This is a genomic window from Streptococcus thalassemiae, from assembly GCF_903645285.1.
GTDB lineage: Bacteria > Bacillota > Bacilli > Lactobacillales > Streptococcaceae > Streptococcus > Streptococcus thalassemiae.
Genome location: NZ_CAHJXN010000004.1, coordinates 127,942 through 149,372, shown reverse-complemented (window position 1 = coordinate 149,372; position 21,431 = coordinate 127,942). Strand labels below are relative to the sequence as shown.

The window sequence follows — 21,431 nt, the reverse complement described above, 5'->3', positions numbered from 1 at the left end:
ACAGATAATATTTCAAAAATTGGTCAACTTTTTCCTGAAGTTCTGACGGAAAAGAGGGATGAATACGGCAGATTAGGTCCTGCGATTGACTTTGAGAAGCTAAAACAGTTTTTATCAGAGGAAATTGTGGATGGTCGAGAATCCTATGAGTTTACTTGGGTTGGAAAGCGTGAAGCTATCGCAGAAGCTGGGCGACCAACTACCAAAACACTAAGACCAGATCTTGATGAAAGTGTTGACTTTGAAAACAGTGAAAATGTCTTTATTACTGGGGACAATTTAGAAGTCTTAAAAATCTTACAAGAATCCTATCTAGGAAAAATCGATATGATTTATATCGATCCACCCTATAATACTGGGAAAGACTTTGTATACTCTGATAAGTTCCAAAAAACAGATGAAGAGTTGAAGGAAGAGATGGATCTTTTGGATGAAGAAGGACGCCAGGTCGTTGGGCTCACAAAAAATGAAAAGACTTCGGCCCGTTATCACTCAGACTGGCTCAATATGATGTATCCACGCCTCCGTCTAGCGCGTAATCTCCTCAAGGATTCAGGTGTTATCTTTATCTCTATCGATGATAATGAACAAGCTAATCTTAAAGCTATCTGTGATGAGATATTTGGAGAGGAGAATTTTGTAGCTGAGAATATTGTTATTGTAAAGACAGAAGGACGACGATATGGATATTTTGCTAAAACACATGAAAATTTGTTTGTATACTCTAAAAATCAATCAAGAATAGAATTAAATGAAATTAGTGTTGAGGGAGCTGATTTTTCCTATTTTGATAAGTTTGGGGGCTACAATTTAACTGATTTAAGAAATCAAAATGCCCGTGCCTTTAATGTTATTAACCGTCCAAATCTACGCTATCCATTCTTTATCAATTTATCGGAGAGACAGGAAGGAGGATTTTTAAATGTTTATTTAGAGGAAAAAGAAGGCTTAACAGAAGTGTGGCCGATTACGGTTAATGGATTTGAGAGTGTTTGGAGATGGGGAAAAGAAAAAGCAAAAGTAGAAAAACATAATTTAATAGCTCGTGAAGGTTCTGATGGAGTTATTAGGATTTATCAAAAATATAGAAAAATAACTCAGACTGCGAAAACTCTTTGGCAAGGGACAAAATTTATTTCTAATAAAGGAACTAAAGAAGTTCAAGAGCTATTTGGTGGACATACGTTTTTTGATTTTCCTAAACCATTAGGGACTATTAAACAAATCTTAGAAATAGGAAGCAATGAAGATTCACTAATACTAGACTTCTTCGGTGGTTCTGGTACTACGGCAGATGCAGTCATGCAGCTGAATGCGGAAGATGGTGGAAATCGTAAGTTTATCCTGTGTACCTTGGATGAAACAGTTGCTGAAAAATCTGCTGCTAAAGAAGCAGGTTATGAAACTATTGACCAAATTTCACGTGAGCGGATTCGTCGTGCTGCTACCAAGATTCAGGAGGAGCATCCAGAGTTGGTTGGCAAGCAGGACTTTGGATTTAAGGCTTACAAACTAGATTCTTCTAATTTTAAGGATGTTTCAGCTCGACCTGATCAATTTATCCAAGGAGAACTTTTCGATAGTATATCCAATATCAAGGAAGGACGTACTGGCCTCGACTTACTTTTCCAAGTTATGCTGACATGGGGAATGGAACTGTCATTAGCCATTGATTTGGAGAAAGTAGCAGGAGCAGAAATCTATGATGTAGATCAAGGATCACTCATGGCTTGTTTTGAAGATGAAATATCAGAAGAAGTTATCCGTCATATCGCTCAAGCACAACCACTCCGTGCTGTTTTCCGTGATAGTTCATTTGCCAATTCAGCAGATAAGATTAACGTAAGTGAAATCTTCAAAGAATTATCACCTCATACAAAAGTGAAGGTGGTGTAGGCGATGTTCTATCAGCTGACAACTGATAATTGGATAAGTATCGGAGGGATTATAGTAGATTCGATTGCGATTATTGTTTCTATCAGCATTGCAATCTGGGTTACTAGACGTGCTTTTAAAGATAACTTAAAACAAAATTTATTTGAAAAAAGGATGATATTGTATAGTGATTTTATTCTACATTTGGAGTACTTACTTGCAAATCATACAGTTTCTAATCTAGAAAAGCAACATAAGGCAATTGATGAAAATATAACTAAATTATATTTTTTATCTAATAAAGAAATGTATAGTTTAGCCATAGAATTCAATAAAGAACTTGAAGATACTATCGAGAAAGTTGAAGACGGAAAGATACAAGAAGATAATCAAAGACTTATTTCTATTTGTCTTGTACTTAGTGATGCAATGAAGTGGGAAAAAGAGTATTTTAACGATATTACATCATCAAAAATGAAAGAAATTAAAAAGAAATATAATATGGCGTAACTATTAAATATAGTTATAGATGTGAAATAGTTTATGTGAATTTAATAAAAAGAATATAGAATTATGAAACTACAATTTAAAAAACAACAATTTCAGTTGGATGCGGTTAGTGCCATTGCAGATTTATTTCAAGGGCAAGCCAAACATACTGGAGTTCAGTATATGGCGGATCCAGGTCGTCTCAAGTCAGATGAGGTAGATTTGGTTTTAGATGCTTATCGAAATGCACCGATTCAATTGAGTCAAGCAAGTATACGAGAAAATGTCCATACTATGCAAACTTGTTATGGTTTGCGTCCTTCTGATAAACTATCGATTGATATGATTGCTGGACGAGAAGCTTATAATTTTTCCATAGAGATGGAGACGGGAACAGGGAAGACATACACGTATATCCGTACAATTATGGAATTGAATAAACGTTATGGCTGGCTCAAGTTCATCATTGTCGTTCCAAGTGTAGCCATTCGTGAAGGAGTTCTCAAGTCTCTACAGATCATGTCAAGTCACTTTCAGATGGAGTATGGCAAGCAACCACGCTATTTTGTCTACGATTCCTCACGTTTAGGTGATTTGGATAGTTTTGCCAATTCGTCAGATCTTCAAATCATGGTCATCAACTCTCAAGCCTTTAATGCAAAAGGCAAAGATGCGCGACGGATTCATTCTGAACAGGAAAGTTTCCGCTGGCGCCGTCCGATTGATGTACTGGCAGCTATGAATCCGATTATGATTATTGATGAACCTCAGTCTGTTGAAGGGAAACAAACCAAGGAAAGACTAAAAGATTTCAAGCCATTGTTTACACTACGTTATTCGGCTACCCACAAGGAAAAGCATGATATGGTTTATAGATTGGATGCCATGGATGCTTACAATCAAAAATTAGTGAAGAAGATTGCGGTTAAGGCTATCGAGCAAACTGGGACGACCGGGACACAAGGCTATCTATATCTACAAGAAATCATTCCACAAAAAACAGGAGCACCCAAAGCAAAAATTGAGTTTGAAGTAAAAACGCAGTCAGGTGTCAAAAGGAAATTGAAGGTGGTGGAAGAACCCTTTGATTTGTATGCTGAATCAGGGAATTTATCTGCTTATAAAGGAATGACCCTTAGTCACTTTGATGCAAGAGAGAACAAACTTCAAGTTGGTGTGACGCAAGAACTTCATGTCGGTGAAGTGATAGGGGAAGTGGATGAGTCTAGCATCAGAAGAATTCAAATCCGAGAGACTATAAAAAGTCATCTCGAAAAAGAAAGTAAACTGTACAATCGAAGAATTAAAGTATTATCCCTATTTTTCATCGATGAAGTGGCCAAGTATAAACAATATGATGAACATAATGATGCCTATAATGGTGAATACGCTCAGATTTTTGAAGAAGAATATCGAAATCAAGTAAACCAGTTTATCCGAACACAGGAACCAACTCCTTATCGTAGATATTTGGAGGCTAATCTTGAAGGAAATTCAGTTCATGCTGGTTACTTTTCGGTAGATAAAGTGAAGAAGTCAGATAAGACCATTTTCGTAGATTATAAATCTGCTAGTGAAAAGAAAAACAATCTTTCAAATGACATCGATGCCTATGACTTGATTATGAAGGACAAGGAGCGTTTGTTGAGCTTTGAAGAGCCAGTTCGTTTCCTATTTTCTCATTCAGCTCTAAAAGAGGGATGGGATAATCCTAATGTCTTTCAAATCTGTACGCTAAAGCAATCTTCAGCAGAGACTCGTAAGCGTCAAGAAATTGGCCGAGGTATGCGTTTGGCAGTTGACCAAAATGGAATTCGTCAGGATTTTGAACTCCTAGGAAATGATGTTCATGAAATCAATAAACTGACAGTAATTGCAAATGAAAGTTATGATCAATTTGCTCGAAGTCTACAAGAAGAAATCAAAGAACTCTTAGCAGATCGTCCTGCAAAAGTGGATGTTACTCTCTTTACGAATAAAGTTCTAACCAATCAAGAAGGCAAAACAATACGTATTACCAAGGAACAAGCAGATTCGATTCACTTTGATTTAATTCGACAAGGCTATATAGACCGTGAAGGACAATTAACAACAGAATATTTTACTGCAAAAGAAAATCATCAGTTGAAACTGTCTGAGACATTAGCAGGTTATGAGGATAAGTTGGTAGAGATATTGGAGAGCGTTTATCATGCTGGACAGTATGAAATTGAAAATGCGAATAATGCGGTAATTCAATTCTCAAACGAGGTCAATCAAGAAAATATTGCCCGAAAAGAATTTTTAAATCTCTGGAAGCAAATCAATCGAAAGACCAGCTATCAAGTAGAATTTGATGATGCGGAATTGGTAAAACATTCGGTTGACTATATCAATGAGAAATTAGTCGTTAGCAAACCAAGCTTTCATATAACTCAAGCAAGCGCTACTGAGATGAGTAAGGAAGAAGGACTCCATCTGACAGTGGCTGAGAATGATCGTCAGCAAGAGTATCTAACGGATTCGCAGATTATGACCAAATATGATTTATTAGGAGAAATTGCTGAGCAGACTGGTTTAACTCGTAGGTTGGTTGCGGAAATATTAAGTAAAATCTATGTCTACCAATTTGACAAGTTTAAACAGAATCCAGAAGAATTTATTCTTAAGGTTTCAAAACTCATTAATGAACAAAAAGCAAGTCAAATTATCAAGCATATTCAGTATAATGTGCTAAATGAAGAGTATGATATGGACTTGTTTTATGACAATCCTGAAACTGCTAACAGATCAGATGATCACTTACTTGAATCCAAAAAAGGGATTTACAATTTTGTAAAAGTTGATTCAAATACGGAGAAGACCTTTAAAGAATCTTTGGAACAATACGAGGATGTTCGTGTTTATGTGAAGCTACCAGGGAAGTTCAGTATTGCGACTCCGCTTGGAAACTATAATCCTGACTGGGCAATCGCCTTCCGTGAAGGTAGTGTCAAACATATCTATTTTGTTGCAGAAACGAAAGGATCTATGTCTAGTCTTCAATTAAAACAAGCTGAGCAAGCAAAAATTGCATGTGCGCGTGCTCACTTTAAAGCTTTAGCTCAAGCTGGATTGATTAATGATCAGCACATCTATGATGTGGTTTCTAGTTATGAGGAATTATTAAATATTGTAAGATAGGGAGGAAATACTAGAGTCTATTTGGGCAGAATTTGTCTTACCTTGTGTTGCCTTGATTAAAACAGGAGAGAACCAAGCTTGCCATCAATTATATAAAACATATACACTAGAACTATCTCAAAAAGTGGTTCAATAAAACAATTAGAATATACAAAAAGAGTTCGGGTCCTTGCTAACTTGTATAGTGCAGAGGAGCCCGAGTTTTATTTAGATTTCCAATGCTAAAACACACGTATCAAGCTACTCACTAATAGCACTTATTTAGAGGACTTTGAGTGGAATGATGAAGAGTCAAACGAGTTGCAATTTAAGCAGTGGTTTGATGAAATGGTAGGATTGTAAGGGGGTATTTTTACCCCTTGGGATTTAAGAGTATATACAATTAAGATAAACTAAAAAGACTAACACAAAAGAAGAAAGTAGGGAAAAGAAAATGAAATTATTAAAGGGTTTGGGTATTGCCTTGGTATTGTTTTACATGGTTATTTTTATAGGTGTAAATTTTGTAACTGTTGGGGTAGAAGAGCCTAAACCAGTACAAAAAGAACCATCAGAATACTTAAAGCAAGAGATACAGTTGGAAGATGCTAAAATACTTGGAAAGTTTTGGAATGATAAAGGGCATTTTATTGTGGTGTATAGAGATACTACAAAAGCCCCTGAAATCGTTGAGGTTGATGCTTCTGAGTGGGAGCTTATGGAAGTAGGTGTAAACTTTGTGACTGTTGGTGTAGGTAGCAAGGAAGAGACTAAAACAGTACAAAGGGAAAGCCTTGGATTTCAAGAAAGCAAGTTAAGGGCAAAATTAGAAGATGCTACTATTTTAGGCAAGTTTTGGAATCGTAAAGGTCACTTTATTGTAGTGTACAATGGTACTACAAAAGCCCCAGAAATCATTGAGGTTAACTATTCTGATTGGCAACTTATGGATATAGGGGAACTATATTAGACAGTGTTAGAGGGGATACACTCACTTCTAAGTATCAAAAAAAAGAGCACTTCCGTAATTGGAAATGCTCGTTTTTTGATGTGTTTAGATGTTTAGTCTTTATTTTCGTATGGCAAGATTAAGTTCAAGATGATTCCTGTCATGGCTGATAGGGCAGTACCTGAAAGAGTAACTGGACCAAGTTTAAGGATAGCTCCTCCAAGTCCAAGCACCAACATAGCACTTGCGATGATCAGGTTTCGCATTTGAGCGAAATCAACACGTTCTTTAATCAAAACTTTCAAACCGTTGCTGGCGATAACTCCATAGAGAAGGATTGACATGCCACCAAGTACAGCATTTGGAATAGTTGAAATCAAGGCAGTGAATTTGCCAAGGAAGCTAAGAGCAATCGCGATGAAGGCAGCGTTACGGATAACTGAGACAGAAGCGATACGAGTCATACCGATAACCCCTGTATTTTCTCCGTAAGTTGTATTAGCTGGTCCACCAAGGAAGGCAGAAACAGAAGTTGCGATACCGTCACCAAGAAGAGTACGGTGAAGACCTGGTTCTTTCAAGAATTGACGGCCACAGATTTGACCCAAAACAGTATGGTCACCGATATGTTCAGAAATTGTTACGATAGCGATTGGCAAGATAGCGATAGTTTCTGGACCAAAGTAAAGATTGTATTCTTTAAAGGCACCACCTGTATTAAATGGCAAGTAGAAACCAGGAATCTCGAACCAGTTAGCTTTAAGAACTGGTGTAAAATCAACCAAGCCAAGAGTTAGTGCGAAGAGGTAACCACCGATAATGGCAAAGAGGAATGGAATAATTCGTAGGAAGCCTTTTCCTTTTGTATTGATAAAGGCAGCAATTAAGAACGTAACAACGGCTACCAGAGCATTTTTCCAATTTCCGTCTGCTACAAGACCTGCATTGGTAACAGCTGAACCTGCAAGTCCAAGACCGATAACGATGATCATAGGTCCGATAATGATTGGTGGCAAGAGTTTATCAATCCACTTTGTTCCTACAAATCGGATGCTGGTAGCAACAAGGACATAGACCAAACCAGTCAAGATAACCCCTGTTTGGGCAGCAGATACATCACCACCCATTTCTTTCATCGCCAGTGACATAGCTGTGATAAAGGCGAATGAAGAACCTAGATAAACTGGAACTTTAAAACCAGTAGCAATCATGTAGATGAGTGTCCCAACACCTGAAGCAAAAAGGGCAACAGATACAGGCATTCCCAAAATCAATGGTACCAAGATGGTCGCACCAAACATGGCGAAAACGTGTTGGAAACTAAGGAGAATTCCTTTTCCAGCTGAAGGACGTTGGTCAACGTCCAGTAACAAATCAACAGTTGATTCTTGTTTCATATAAACCTCACTTTTGGGCATCAAAAAAGAGCCCATTATTTTACAGCAATAGGCCCTCAGAGTAAGACTTCTCTAAAATCTAGACTTTAAAGAGTTTCAAGTATTTCTGCGTCTTCGTCACCTCACGGGATGACATTAAAAACCTTTGCTTGTGATAGTATAGCAAAAATTGCAAACTTTGTAAATATTTTTTTACTAAAAAGATTAAATCGGGCGTTTATTGGGCATGCCAGCCTTACGTGGATATTTATTTGGTGTTTCCTTTTTCTTTTCAACCACTGTGATGTAACGCGGATCTCCATTTGGTAGGGCGTAGCTGAGATTGTCTTCGACCTTACTAAAAAGGAGGTTGAGGGCATTCTTAGCTTCTAACAACTCCTCAGGCGCATTGCTGGCCTTGAGTGCCAATAGTTTTCCGCCAACTTTAAGGTAAGGAATTGTCAATTCAGATAAAACCTGCATACGGGCAACCGCACGAGCCGTTACAAAATCATACTGAGCACGGAAGTTCTTGTCTTGTGCAAAATCTTCGGCACGTCCATGGTAGAAATGAACACCATCCAAATCCAGTTCTTGAGACAAAAGTTGGAGGAAGTTGATGCGCTTATTGAGTGAATCAATGATGGTCACATCTAGCTGAGGATAGAGAATTTTCATCGGCAGACTAGGAAATCCTGCCCCGGCTCCAATATCAAGAAGTTTGATATTTTCATTAGGAATCAAACCTTGAAGGATGGGTGCAATCGAATCGTAAAAATGTTTGAGATAAACTTCTTCCTTGTCTGTAATGGCTGTTAAATTAATCTTTTCATTCCACTCGACCAAGAGCTCAAAATAACGTTCAAATTGTTCTTTTTGCTGGTCCGAAAGTGAAAGATTTTGCTCGGCAAGCAAGTTGTAAAATGTTTCTGGTTTCATAGTTATTTCCTTCTTTAGTATCATCTTATTTTACCACAATCATTAAAAATTTGATATACTGGTACTAATCTAAAAGAAGAAAGGACTTATACCATGACTTGGATTATTCTTGGAGTTATCGCTCTTATTGTTATTTTTGTGATTGTTAGCTATAACGGTTTGGTTAAAAATCGTATGCAAACCAAGGAGGCTTGGAGCCAGATTGATGTTCAGTTGAAACGTCGAAATGACCTCTTGCCAAACTTGATTGAGACTGTAAAAGGTTATGCTAAATATGAAGGTTCTACCCTCGAAAAGGTGGCAGAACTTCGTAACCAAGTGGCGGCAGCGACTTCACCAGCAGAAGCTATGAAAGCTAGTGATGCCCTTACTCGTCAGGTTTCAGGTATTTTTGCAGTTGCAGAAAGCTATCCAGATTTGAAAGCTAGTGCCAACTTTGTTAAATTGCAAGAGGAGTTGACAAATACAGAAAATAAAATTTCTTACTCTCGTCAACTCTACAACAGTGTTGTCAGCAACTACAATGTAAAATTAGAAACTTTCCCAAGCAATATTATCGCTGGAATGTTTGGATTTAAAGCAGCAGATTTCCTTCAAACTCCAGAAGAGGAAAAGGTAGTACCTAAAGTTGATTTTAGCGGTTTAGGTGACTAAGATGTTGTTTGATCAAATTGCAAGCAATAAACGAAAAACCTGGATTTTGTTGCTGGTATTTTTCCTACTCTTAGCTCTTGTTGGCTATGCGGTTGGTTACCTCTTTATGCGGTCTGGGCTTGGTGGTTTGGTTATCGCACTGATTATCGGCCTTATCTATGCCTTGTCCATGATTTTTCAATCGACAGAGATTGTCATGTCCATGAATGGAGCGCGTGAGGTTGATGAACAAATGGCACCAGACCTCTACCATGTAGTGGAAGATATGGCTATGGTGGCTCAGATTCCTATGCCTCGTGTTTTCATCATTGATGATCCAGCCTTAAATGCCTTTGCGACAGGTTCTAACCCTCAAAACGCGGCGGTTGCTGCGACTTCAGGTCTCCTAGCTATCATGAATCGCGAGGAGCTAGAAGCTGTTATGGGACATGAGGTTAGTCATATTCGTAACTACGATATTAGAATTTCGACTATTGCTGTTGCACTTGCTAGTGCTATCACCATGCTTTCTAGTATGGCAGGTCGTATGATGTGGTGGGGTGGTGCAGGTCGCAGACGAAGTAACGATGATCGGGATGGAAATGGTCTTGAAATCATTATGCTCGTGGTTTCACTACTAGCTATTGTTCTGGCACCTCTCGCTGCAACCTTGGTGCAACTAGCTATTTCTCGTCAGAGGGAATTCCTAGCAGATGCTTCCAGTGTTGAGTTGACGCGCAATCCTCAAGGGATGATCAATGCTCTAGGTAAGTTGGATAATAGTAAACCCATGAGTTGTCCTGTCGATGATGCTAGCAGTGCACTTTATATCAATGATCCCAAGAAAGGGGGAGGGTTCCAAAAACTATTTTATACCCACCCACCTATTTCAGAGCGGATTGAACGTTTGAAACAGATGTAAAATGAAGGCTGGAAAAAAGTCTTTAAAATCTGAAAAACGCATCATATCAGGTGTGAAAAAACTTGATATTATGCGTTTTATTATGGGAAGATTTACTTTCTCTTCTCCTAAAATTGTGTTTTTGCCCCACCTATCTGCTATGTTGCAAATTTATAAATCATCTAAATTAACTACCTCCAAACCGTGTTCTGTTAAGCGATAGATGCTTGAACAGACCTCTTTTAAGAAACGACGGTCATGCGAAATAGTGATGAGTCCACCAGGATAGGTGGCAAAGAGTTTTCTGATTTCTGGTTGAGAAGTTGGAGAAAAGTTTCGTGTAGGTTCATCCAGAAGGAGAAAGTTTGGTTTGCGCAAGACTAAATCCAAAAGCAGGAGTTTGCCTTGTTGTCCGCCAGATAAGGAGCGAATTTGATGTTGCATTTCTGGATAACTGAAATTGAGACTGGCTAAGTGAGATTGTATTTTCTGCAATTCATCTTTTTCCCCAGTTTTACTTAGATAGTCTACTGGAGATAGCTCCAATTGCAGTTTCTTGTGGTAATCTTGTGGCATATGATCAAGCGAAATCTCTCTTTTATCATTAAGAAGTTGCTGTATCTTGGCTAACAGAGTTGATTTTCCAATACCATTTGGGCCGATGATACCAATTTTTTCTTGGCCACGGACAGTTAATTGTAGTTCTTGCACCAAAATTCGCTCGCCAATAGACAAATTTTCTTTTTCCAATTGGATTAAGACTTTAGAAGCCGGTAATGGTTGGATATCTGAGAAGAAAAGTCTGATTTCTTCCTCTTCAAGTGGCTTTTGGGTCATGAACTGAGCTGTCTTTTCAAAGCGTTTTTCTTGAGAGAGGACAGTTTTCATCTTTTTAGCCAATAGGCGACCGGCAGTACTATCTTTAGTAGCTCGAAGTGCAGTTTCTACATTTTGCTTGACTCGGCGATGTTTTTCCATGGTTTTATCGTAGGCTCTTTGATCGTTGGCAGCTTGCTGACTTTGTCTGACAAAATTAGCCTTTCTCTGCTCACTATAGCGATCATAGTCTAAATGCTCTACTAACGTTTCTGCTTCTTTACGGTGCTTGACCAGTCGCAAGTGAACAATAGTGTCTGCCGTTTGAGACAGAAAGTCTTCATCATGGGAAATGAAAATAACGGTTTGCCTCATCTTATGTATCTGTCTTTTTAGCCAATCAACCGTCTCAAGGTCTAGATCATTTGAAGGTTCATCTAAAAATAGAATCTCAAAGGGTTTGGCTAACTCATGGATGAGCTGAATTTTCAAAGCTTCGCCACCCGAGAGGCTCCCGATATCTTGGTTACTAGCAAAGCGATCACTATCAAAATGTAATTCCTCAGCCAAACGATAGAGGACACTATAGTCTAAATCAATAGAATCTAAAAAGAAGTAGTCGTGTAAAGTTTTCTTTTTCAGGTCCTCGGGGAGTTTTTGAGGAATGTAGGCTATTGATTGATAATCAGATTGAATGTCTCCCTTGATAGTGAAATCAGGCAAAGTTTCTCCCATTAAAGTTTTAAGTAAGGTTGATTTGCCATTTCCTTCCTCTCCAATAATAGCTACTTTTTCACCATCCTGGATGGTCATGCTGAGGTCAGATACAAGATCTCGTAAATCTTTGTTTTGTGTGATGGTTAGGTGATTGATTTTTATCATATGATTGCCCTTTCTATAATGTCCATAGTGCATAACAAAAAGCTCTACTTTACCTAGTAGAGCCAAAGTCTATGTCAAAAAAACTCTATGAACATGCCAGAAAAAGAGCATAAGAGCACACAAAAAGAGACAAAAACAAGATCTACTAAATAAAGGTTCTTTATTTGATAGACTTAGTTGTTCATGTCTCCCTTACCTCCGAGTATTAGTACCTTTATCCTATACCTTTAAGGAAATTTTGTCAATAGAAAACTGGAAATTCTATGCTCTAAAATCCAAAAACAGGTACCTAAAGAGTTAGTAGGTGTTTGACATGCTCGTAATGGAATTTATTATAGTTGCGCCAAGAGATACGTGCTTGGTCGTTTAGTTTTAGGTTACCAAGTCCAATCAGAAGACTGGTAGGTTGGTAAAATTTCTCAAGATCGATTAAAATACTGTTGTCCAACTTTTCCGCTTTTTAGTTCTTTCATAGTGGTGTTTAGCATCTCTTGTAGTCGAATATCATCTGCTCTACCCTGTTTGCAGCTTTGGAAACTTTTATTTAACTCGGATAGGAGTTGGGTTGCATTAGTAATGAGTTCTTTGTCTTCCATGTGAGCATCATCCTTGCTCTGATGTAGTATAGCACTAAAAAACAAAAATAACATAGTAAATATGTTAAAAAATTGAATTTTGATTATAAAGTTTGCTGTGCTGATTTGTAGCCTTTTCATGGTATAATCAAGAGAGTAAATCTTTATGGAGGAAGTATGAAATTAAATATTCAAGAAATTCGTAAGCAGTCTGAAGGCTTGCATTTTGAACAAACCTTAGACCTAGTTGCTGACCTGCGTGCACGCAATCAAGAAATTTTAGATGTGAGAGATATCCTTGCTGTTGGAAAAGTACAGTACGAAGACCGTATGTATTTCTTAGATTATCAGTTGTCTTATACCATTGTCCTTGCTTCAAGTCGCAGTATGGAGCCAGTTGAGTTAGTTGAATCTTATCCAGTCACAGAAGTTTTCATGGAAGGCGCAACTAACCAGCTAGATCAGGAAGTTTTAGACGATGATTTGGTCTTACCTATCGAAAATGGGGAACTTGATCTTGCTGAGAGCGTGTCAGACAATATCCTACTAAATATTCCTATTAAGGTTTTGACGGCTGAAGAAGAGGCTGGTCAAGGATTTGTGTCAGGAAATGACTGGCAAATCATGACTGAGGAAGAATACCAAGCTCAACAAGCAGTTAAGAAAGAAGAAAACAGTCCTTTTGCTGGCTTACAAGGACTATTTGATGGAGACGAATAATGGTCTTGTCAAAAAAACGCGCACGAAAGGTGCTAGAAGAAATCATTGCTCTTTTTCCAGATGCCAAGCCCAGTCTTGATTTTACCAATCATTTTGAACTTTTGGTTGCGGTCATGTTGTCAGCTCAGACAACGGATGCAGCGGTAAATAAGGCCACACCAGGTCTCTTTGCTGCCTTTCCAACGCCACAAGCCATGTCTGTGGCGACTGAGAGTGAGATTGCTTCACATATTTCTCGCCTGGGACTGTATCGGAATAAGGCTAAATTCCTTAAAAAATGTGCCCAACAGTTACTAGACGATTTTGATGGCCAAGTTCCTCAAACACGTGAGGAATTAGAGAGTTTGGCAGGTGTTGGTCGCAAGACAGCCAATGTTGTTATGAGTGTAGGATTTGGGATTCCAGCTTTTGCAGTGGATACTCATGTAGAGCGTATTTGCAAACACCACGATATCGTCAAAAAATCAGCGACACCACTTGAGGTGGAAAAGCGGGTCATGGATATCTTGCCGCCTGAGCAGTGGTTAGCTGCCCATCAGGCCATGATTTATTTTGGAAGAGCCATTTGTCATCCTAAAAATCCAGAGTGTGACCAGTACCCACAGTTATATGATTTTAGCAATTTATAAGATGGGCTTTCAAAAGTTTTTGCTTGATTTTAAGCATGCTTTGTGCTATAGTATTTGATAACTAAATATTCCTTTAAACCTGTCCCGTGAGGCAGGCAAGGAGAACGATTAAGTAGTAGTGTGAAGTCTATACTGTTTGCAGTAAGGCTCGCTTGGCTATACATTTCAAGTCTCCTTGTTTAAGGAGACTTTTCTTTTTGGAGGTTTGTCATGAAGGCAAAAGAAGTTGTAGACGAATTGACCGTCAAACGAGCGATTACGCGTATTACTTATGAGATTATCGAACGCAACAAAGATTTGAACAAAATCGTCTTGGCTGGTATTAAAACTCGTGGTGTCTTTATCGCCCACCGAATCCAAGAACGCTTGGAGCAGTTAGAAAATCTTTCAGTTCCTGTTGTGGAATTGGATACCAAACCTTTCCGTGATGATATTAAAAGTGGAGAAGATACTTCTTTGGTTTCTGTCGATGTGACAGACCGTGAAGTTATCTTGGTGGATGATGTGCTCTATACAGGTCGTACCATCCGTGCTGCTATTGATAATATTGTCAGTCATGGTCGTCCTGCGCGCGTGAGTTTAGCCGTTCTAGTCGATCGTGGACATAGAGAATTGCCAATCCGTCCAGATTACGTTGGAAAAAATATCCCAACCAGTCGTTCTGAAGAAATCATCGTAGAGATGGCAGAACTTGATGGTCAAGACAGAGTTCTGATTACTGAAGAAGCTTAGAAAGCTAAAGGAGTAGCCATGTCAGAAAATCAACAAGCATTGAACCATGTGGTGTCCATGGAAGACCTCACTGTCGATCAAGTGATGAAATTGATCAAGCGAGGAATTGAGTTTAAAAACGGAGCTCAGCTTCCTTATGAAGACCATCCGATTGTTTCCAATCTTTTCTTTGAGGATTCTACACGGACGCATAAGTCCTTTGAAGTGGCAGAGATTAAACTGGGGCTGGAACGACTTGATTTTGATGTGAAGACCAGCTCGGTTAATAAGGGTGAGACACTTTATGATACCATCCTGACTCTGTCTGCTTTAGGAGTTGACGTCTGTGTGATTCGCCACCCAGAGGTTGACTACTACAGAGAGTTGATCGCTAGTCCCACGATTACGACTTCCATCATCAATGGTGGAGATGGTTCGGGGCAACACCCTAGCCAGAGCTTGCTTGATTTGATGACCATTTATGAGGAATTTGGCCACTTTGAGGGTCTCAAGGTTGCGATTGCAGGCGACTTGGATCACTCACGTGTTGCCAAATCTAATATGCAGATTTTGAAACGTTTAGGTGCAGAACTTTATTTTGCTGGACCTGAGGAATGGAGAAGTCAAGAGTTTGCAGATTATGGACAGTTTGTAACTATTGATGAAATCATTGATCAGGTGGATGTTATGATGTTTCTCCGTGTGCAACACGAACGCCATGATAGTGGAGCTGTATTTTCAAAAGAAGACTACCATGCCCAACATGGCTTGACTCAAGAACGTTATGACCGTTTGAAAGAAACAGCAATCCTCATGCACCCAGCTCCAGTCAACCGTGATGTAGAAATCGCAGACCACTTGGTTGAAGCACCAAAATCACGGATTGTCCAACAAATGACCAATGGTGTCTTTGTTCGAATGGCAATCTTAGAATCCGTACTGGCGAGTAGAAACGCCAACTAAAACACAAGACGTTAAAAGACGCCAGTGAGCGTCCACGAGAGGTGAAAATATGACAAAAAGACTTCTAGTATTAGAAGATGGCACAGTTTTTGAAGGCAAGGCCTTCGGAGCAGATATTGATGTAACAGGCGAAATCGTCTTTAATACAGGAATGACCGGCTATCAAGAATCCATTACAGACCAGTCTTATAATGGACAAATCTTGACCTTTACTTATCCTTTGGTAGGAAATTATGGAATCAACCGTGATGATTACGAATCCATTATTCCAACTTGTAAGGGAGTCGTTGTTTTTGAAGAAGCACGTAGAGCAAGTAATTGGCGCAACCAAATGACCTTGGATGAATTTTTGAAATCCAAGAAAATTCCAGGTATTTCAGGAATTGATACGCGTGCCCTTACCAAGATTATCCGTAAGCATGGTACTATGCGTGCAACCTTGACTCATGTTGGAGACAGTATGGACCATGTAACGGATCAGCTCCAAGCAACAGTTTTGCCGACAGACAATATCAAGCAGGTTTCTACTAAAACATCCTATCCAGCTCCAGGAGTTGGTTTGAGTGTTGTCTTGGTGGACTTTGGTCTCAAGCACTCAATCCTACGTGAACTTTCTAAGCGAAACTGTAACGTGACGGTTGTTCCTTATTCAACAACGGCGGAAGAAATTCTCCATCTCAATCCTGACGGAGTTATGTTGTCAAACGGTCCAGGTAACCCAGAAGATGTTCCACAAGCACTGGACATGATTCGTGGTGTGCAAGGGAAAATTCCAATCTTTGGTATTTGTATGGGACATCAACTCTTTGCAATGGCAAATGGTGCTAAGACCTATAAGATGAAATTTGGACACCGTGGATTCAACCATGCGGTACGCGAAATTGCTACAGGACGTGTGGATTTTACAAGTCAAAACCATGGTTATGCAGTCAGCCGTGAGGATTTGCCAGAGCATTTAATCATTACCCACGAAGAAATCAATGACAAGTCAGTTGAAGGTGTGCGTCACAGATACCAACCTGCTTTCTCTGTTCAATACCATCCAGATGCAGCCCCTGGTCCTCATGATGCAAGCTACCTATTTGACGAATTTATCGAGATGATGGAAGCTTTTAAACAATCAAACTAAGGACGAGTGATAGCTCGTCGGAGAACTTATGTAACTGAACACGGACGGAAAGCTCGGAATTTAGAGAAACCAACTTGGATTGTTAATCCTTCTTTAGTTTCCTAACATTCAATCGCTCTCTATTCGTCCTTTGTATCCTATTTAATGGCAACCCGAGAGTTGCCGAATAGAAAGGCAGGTCGTTTCTTTTAGTCGCTATCAGGCGAACTAAAAACTCCCTGCACTAGATTTTTTACCGAAAAGTATCGTTTCGCTAAAAAATTATCGGAGAATTTATTTAATGTCGCCCTGAGAGGCGACGAATAGAAAGGAGAAGATACATTGTTCGCGGAAGTGAACACGCCCTAAGAACTGTGTGAAAAAGATAAACATCGTCTTGACGCTAAAGGCGTCTGCACCGAGTTTCCTATTTTCACTGTGTTCTTTACGGGCTTTGTATCATAAACTATGCCTAAACGTACTGATATTCAAAAAATTATGGTGATTGGTTCTGGTCCGATTATTATTGGTCAGGCTGCTGAGTTTGACTATGCTGGGACCCAGGCTTGCTTGTCGTTGAAAGAGGAAGGTTATGAGGTTGTCTTGGTTAACTCAAACCCTGCCACCATCATGACGGACAAGGAGATTGCGGACAAGGTCTATATCGAACCGATTACACTTGAGTTTGTGACTCGTATTCTCCGTAAGGAACGTCCAGATGCTTTGCTACCAACACTCGGTGGTCAGACAGGTCTCAACATGGCCATGGAATTATCTAAGAATGGTATCCTTGATGAGCTTGGTGTTGAGCTTCTGGGAACTAAATTATCTGCCATTGACCAAGCGGAGGACCGTGACCTCTTTAAACAATTGATGGAAGAGCTGAATCAACCAATTCCAGAATCAGAAATTGTAAATACAGTCGAAGAAGCTGTTGCCTTTGCAGCAACAATTGACTACCCAGTCATCGTTCGTCCAGCCTTTACTCTTGGTGGTACTGGTGGTGGTATGTGTGCCAACGAGGAAGAATTGCGTGAAATCGCTGAAAATGGATTGAAATTGTCACCTGTGACCCAATGTTTGATTGAGCGTTCGATTGCTGGCTTCAAGGAAATCGAATACGAAGTGATGCGTGACTCAGCTGACAATGCTTTGGTTGTTTGTAACATGGAAAACTTTGACCCGGTTGGAATTCACACAGGGGATTCCATTGTATTTGCCCCAGCTCAGACTATGTCAGACTATGAAAACCAAATGCTTCGTGACGCAAGCTTGAGCATTATTCGTGCCCTCAAGATTGAAGGTGGATGTAACGTTCAGCTGGCCCTTGATCCCCACAGCTTTAAGTATTATGTTATTGAAGTAAATCCTCGTGTATCGCGTTCGTCAGCCCTTGCTTCTAAAGCGACAGGGTACCCGATTGCTAAGTTGGCTGCCAAGATTGCAGTAGGTTTGACCTTGGATGAGGTTATCAACCCAGTTACAGGTTCAACCTATGCCATGTTTGAGCCTGCCCTTGACTACGTTGTTGCCAAGATTCCACGTTTCCCATTTGACAAGTTTGAAAAGGGTGAGCGCCGTCTTGGGACACAGATGAAGGCGACTGGAGAAGTCATGGCGATTGGCCGTAACATCGAAGAATCTCTCCTTAAAGCTTGTCGTTCCCTTGAAATTGGGGTGCACCACAATGAAATGCCTGAACTTGCATCAGTTTCTGATGATGCCTTGATTGAAAAAGTAGTCAAAGCCCAAGATGATCGTCTATTCTACGTATCAGAAGCCATTCGTCGTGGCTACACACCAGAAGAAATTGCAGAGCTTACAAAAATCGATATCTTTTATCTCGATAAACTCTTGCATATCTTTGAAATTGAGCAGGAGTTGGGTGCCCATCCACAAGATCTTGAAGTTTTGAAAACTGCAAAATTGAATGGCTTTTCAGACCGTAAGGTTGCTGAACTTTGGGAAACGACTGCAGCCCAAGTTCGTCAGCTTCGTTTGGAAAATAAGATTGTTCCAGTTTATAAGATGGTAGATACTTGTGCGGCAGAATTTGACTCTGAAACACCATACTTCTATTCAACCTATGGTTGGGAAAATGAGTCTATCAAGTCTGACAAGGAATCTGTACTGGTCCTAGGTTCAGGTCCAATCCGTATCGGGCAAGGGGTCGAGTTTGACTACGCAACTGTTCACTCTGTTAAGGCGATTCAAGCTGCTGGTTATGAAGCCATCATCATGAATTCAAATCCAGAGACCGTTTCTACAGACTTCTCGGTATCTGACAAGCTCTATTTTGAACCATTGACATTCGAAGATGTTATGAACGTCATTGACTTGGAGCAACCAAAAGGTGTTATCGTTCAGTTCGGTGGTCAGACAGCCATCAACCTTGCGGAGCCATTGGCAAAAGCAGGTGTGACCATCCTTGGTACACAGGTTCCTGACCTAGACCGTGCCGAAGATCGTGACCTCTTTGAGCAAGCTCTTAAAGATTTGAATATTCCACAGCCACCAGGACAAACGGCTACCAATGAAGAAGAAGCAGTTCTTGCAGCTCGCAAGATTGGCTTCCCAGTCTTAGTTCGCCCATCTTATGTTTTAGGTGGACGTGCTATGGAAATCGTAGAAAATGAAGAAGATCTTCGTTCTTACATGCGTACAGCGGTTAAGGCTAGTCCTGACCATCCAGTCCTTGTAGACTCTTATATCGTTGGACAAGAGTGCGAAGTTGATGCCATTTCAGATGGTAAAAATGTACTCATCCCTGGTATCATGGAGCATATCGAACGTGCTGGTGTCCACTCAGGTGACTCAATGGCCGTTTACCCACCACAAACCTTGTCGCAAAAGGTACAAGAAACAATCGCAGACTATACTAAACGCCTAGTAATCGGTCTTAACTGCCTTGGAATGATGAACATCCAGTTTGTCATCAAGGATGAAAAAGTCTATGTTATTGAGGTCAATCCACGTGCCAGCCGTACCGTTCCATTCCTTTCTAAGGTAACCAATATCCCTATGGCTCAAGTAGCAACCAAGCTCATTCTTGGTCAAAAACTTGAAGAACTTGGCTACCAAGATGGACTTTACCCTGAAAGCACCCGCGTTCATATCAAGGCACCTGTCTTCTCCTTTACCAAACTAGCTAAGGTAGACAGCTTACTTGGTCCTGAAATGAAGTCAACAGGGGAAGTTATGGGTTCTGATACGACTTTGGAAAAAGCTCTCTATAAGGCCTTTGAAGCTTCTTACTTACACTTGCCAACTTTTGGTAATGTTGTCTTTACCATTGCTGATGATGCAAAAGAAGAAGCCTTGGACTTGGCTCGTCGTTTCCAAAACATTGGCTATGGAATCCTTGCGACAGAAGGGACAGCAGCCTTCTTTGCTAGTCATGGACTGCAAGCTCAACCTGTTGGTAAGATTGGTGATGATGATCAGGATATCCCAAGCTTTGTTCGCAAAGGAAGAATCCAGGCTATCATTAATACAGTGGGAACCAAACGAACTGCTGACGAAGATGGTGAGCAAATCCGCCGTTCAGCCATTGAACACGGGGTGCCCCTCTTTACAGCCTTAGATACAGCTAACGCCATGCTCAAAGTATTGGAAAGCCGTAGTTTTGTTACAGAAGCCATTTAATACCCAATGAAAATCAAAGAGCAAACTAGTCGCAGGCTGTACTTGAGTACGGCAAGGCGACATTGACACGGTTTGAAGAGATTTTCGAAGAGTACAAATAGGAAAATAAGTTGGACAAAAGGTCTTTAAGAAGATAAGGAAAACGCATAATATCAGGTGTTGAAAACCTTGATATTATGCGTTTTATTGTAGGAATATTTACTTCATTTTCTACTAAAATTATGTTTTTGAATAACCTCTATCTTAGTAGTTTGTATGGTCGCCCTCAATCAGTTTTTACGATAAGCTTTAATGCTATGACTATACCATTCTTGCATTTCTTTTGATGGTGGTGTCATATAATCCCCATACATCTGGGTTAAAAATTGGTCATATTTTTTTGGCACAGGCAACATACGACCTTCAAACTCGGTTAAAATCAGTTCTTTAAAAGTATCAACTGGGAAGATTTCTTTCATCCCTTCCTTACCTATCCCAATTCCTCCTTCATATTGAGGAGTGCTGGTTACAGCATTTTTGACTAGCTGATCAATTTTCTTGTAAAAGTAACGGGGATTGACCACTCGGAGGGCGTACCAGCTACATAATCTTAGAAAATCTTTTAACTTGCTATCACCGTGAACTGCGCGTGATTTTTTGATATAAGCCAGTTGACGAAGGGCTACATACTTATAACTCTTATCGACAATGCTCAAGTCTGTAAAGCGATCAATTGGGAAGACATCGATAAAGAGACTGGTGTCATGACGCTTGTACTTAACATGGTCTTCGATAACAGTAGAAGTATCCAAAATCGATGCGAAATTATGGAAGTACCAAGAAGATGTATCGTAGGAAAGAACCTTGTAGCGAGGGTGATTTTCTGCTTCAATAATCTTCAGTAAACGCTCATAATCCTCACGATAAAGGGAAATATCAATATCATCATCCCAAGGAATCATACCTTTGTGGCGGATAGCTCCAAGCATGGTTCCATAACTGAGAAAATAAGGAATATCATGTTTCTTACAAGTCTCATCAATATAGTCTAGCAGGGCTAGTTGAATTTCTTTAATTTCTTTTTTTTCTAAATACTGCAT

At 39.8% G+C, this 21,431-nt stretch carries 16 protein-coding genes and 1 pseudogene; 12 read left to right on the top strand and 5 right to left on the bottom strand.

Features of this window, described 5'->3' with window-relative positions; genetic code table 11:
* Positions 1–126: 126 nt before the first annotated feature.
* The 4 genes from HWX15_RS08270 (at position 127) to HWX15_RS08255 (ending at position 6,475) form a co-directional block, all read left to right on the top strand.
* Entirely contained in the window at positions 127–1,896 is a 1,770-nt protein-coding gene (locus HWX15_RS08270; RefSeq protein WP_175880821.1) for a site-specific DNA-methyltransferase, read from the top strand.
* Between the two features lie 3 nt (positions 1,897–1,899).
* On the top strand, positions 1,900–2,385 hold the full coding sequence (locus HWX15_RS08265) for a hypothetical protein (protein ID WP_175880820.1): 486 nt from the start codon (positions 1,900–1,902) through the stop codon (positions 2,383–2,385).
* A 63-nt stretch (positions 2,386–2,448) separates the two neighbouring features.
* On the top strand, positions 2,449–5,526 hold the full coding sequence (locus HWX15_RS08260; RefSeq protein WP_175880819.1) for a type III restriction-modification system endonuclease: 3,078 nt from the start codon (positions 2,449–2,451) through the stop codon (positions 5,524–5,526).
* A 433-nt stretch (positions 5,527–5,959) separates the two neighbouring features.
* Entirely contained in the window at positions 5,960–6,475 is a 516-nt protein-coding gene (locus tag HWX15_RS08255) for a hypothetical protein (RefSeq protein ID WP_175880734.1), read from the top strand.
* Positions 6,476–6,567: 92 nt separating this feature from the next.
* Here the strand turns inward: HWX15_RS08255 and HWX15_RS08250 are convergent, their stop codons facing one another.
* Both HWX15_RS08250 and rsmG read right to left on the bottom strand, forming a co-directional pair.
* Positions 6,568–7,851, bottom strand: a complete 1,284-nt coding sequence (locus HWX15_RS08250; RefSeq protein ID WP_175880818.1) for a uracil-xanthine permease family protein — start codon at positions 7,849–7,851, stop codon at positions 6,568–6,570.
* A gap of 204 nt (positions 7,852–8,055) precedes the next feature.
* Entirely contained in the window at positions 8,056–8,769 is a 714-nt protein-coding gene (gene rsmG / locus HWX15_RS08245) for a 16S rRNA (guanine(527)-N(7))-methyltransferase RsmG (protein ID WP_175880817.1), read from the bottom strand.
* 93 nt (positions 8,770–8,862) lie between these two features.
* On the opposite strand from rsmG, the gene HWX15_RS08240 reads away from it, so the two are divergent.
* Positions 8,863–9,423, top strand: coding sequence for a LemA family protein (locus HWX15_RS08240; protein WP_033680397.1), 561 nt, complete (start codon positions 8,863–8,865; stop codon positions 9,421–9,423).
* Position 9,424: 1 nt separating this feature from the next.
* Positions 9,425–10,324 carry a zinc metalloprotease HtpX gene (gene htpX / locus HWX15_RS08235; RefSeq protein ID WP_175880816.1) on the top strand — a complete coding sequence of 300 codons (900 nt, stop codon included), beginning with the start codon at positions 9,425–9,427 and terminating at the stop codon, positions 10,322–10,324.
* A gap of 150 nt (positions 10,325–10,474) precedes the next feature.
* Here the strand turns inward: htpX and HWX15_RS08230 are convergent, their stop codons facing one another.
* Both HWX15_RS08230 and HWX15_RS08225 read right to left on the bottom strand, forming a co-directional pair.
* Entirely contained in the window at positions 10,475–12,034 is a 1,560-nt protein-coding gene (locus tag HWX15_RS08230; RefSeq protein WP_175880815.1) for an ATP-binding cassette domain-containing protein, read from the bottom strand.
* A 256-nt stretch (positions 12,035–12,290) separates the two neighbouring features.
* Positions 12,291–12,597, bottom strand: a pseudogene (locus tag HWX15_RS08225) (helicase BlpT).
* A 156-nt stretch (positions 12,598–12,753) separates the two neighbouring features.
* Between HWX15_RS08225 and HWX15_RS08220 the strand changes: the two are divergent.
* From HWX15_RS08220 to carB, 6 genes are all read left to right on the top strand, one after another.
* A complete protein-coding gene (locus tag HWX15_RS08220) occupies positions 12,754–13,296 on the top strand; it encodes a YceD family protein (protein ID WP_175880814.1) in 543 nt (180 codons plus the stop codon).
* A complete protein-coding gene (gene nth / locus HWX15_RS08215) occupies positions 13,296–13,925 on the top strand; it encodes an endonuclease III (protein WP_000244443.1) in 630 nt (209 codons plus the stop codon). The genes HWX15_RS08220 and nth overlap by 1 nt, the downstream gene beginning before the upstream one ends.
* A gap of 210 nt (positions 13,926–14,135) precedes the next feature.
* Complete coding sequence (gene pyrR, locus HWX15_RS08210) at positions 14,136–14,657, top strand: bifunctional pyr operon transcriptional regulator/uracil phosphoribosyltransferase PyrR (RefSeq protein WP_175880813.1); 522 nt, start codon at positions 14,136–14,138, stop codon at positions 14,655–14,657.
* Between the two features lie 18 nt (positions 14,658–14,675).
* Positions 14,676–15,599, top strand: coding sequence for an aspartate carbamoyltransferase catalytic subunit (locus HWX15_RS08205; RefSeq protein WP_004260121.1), 924 nt, complete (start codon positions 14,676–14,678; stop codon positions 15,597–15,599).
* A gap of 49 nt (positions 15,600–15,648) precedes the next feature.
* Positions 15,649–16,728, top strand: coding sequence for a carbamoyl phosphate synthase small subunit (locus tag HWX15_RS08200; RefSeq protein WP_175880812.1), 1,080 nt, complete (start codon positions 15,649–15,651; stop codon positions 16,726–16,728).
* Between the two features lie 447 nt (positions 16,729–17,175).
* Positions 17,176–20,352 (top strand): carbamoyl-phosphate synthase large subunit, encoded by a 3,177-nt coding sequence (gene carB, locus HWX15_RS08195; protein WP_175880811.1) that lies wholly within the window; start codon positions 17,176–17,178, stop codon positions 20,350–20,352.
* Positions 20,353–20,621: 269 nt separating this feature from the next.
* On the opposite strand, the gene HWX15_RS08190 is transcribed toward carB, so the two are convergent.
* On the bottom strand, positions 20,622–21,431 hold the full coding sequence (locus HWX15_RS08190; RefSeq protein ID WP_175880810.1) for a LicD family protein: 810 nt from the start codon (positions 21,429–21,431) through the stop codon (positions 20,622–20,624).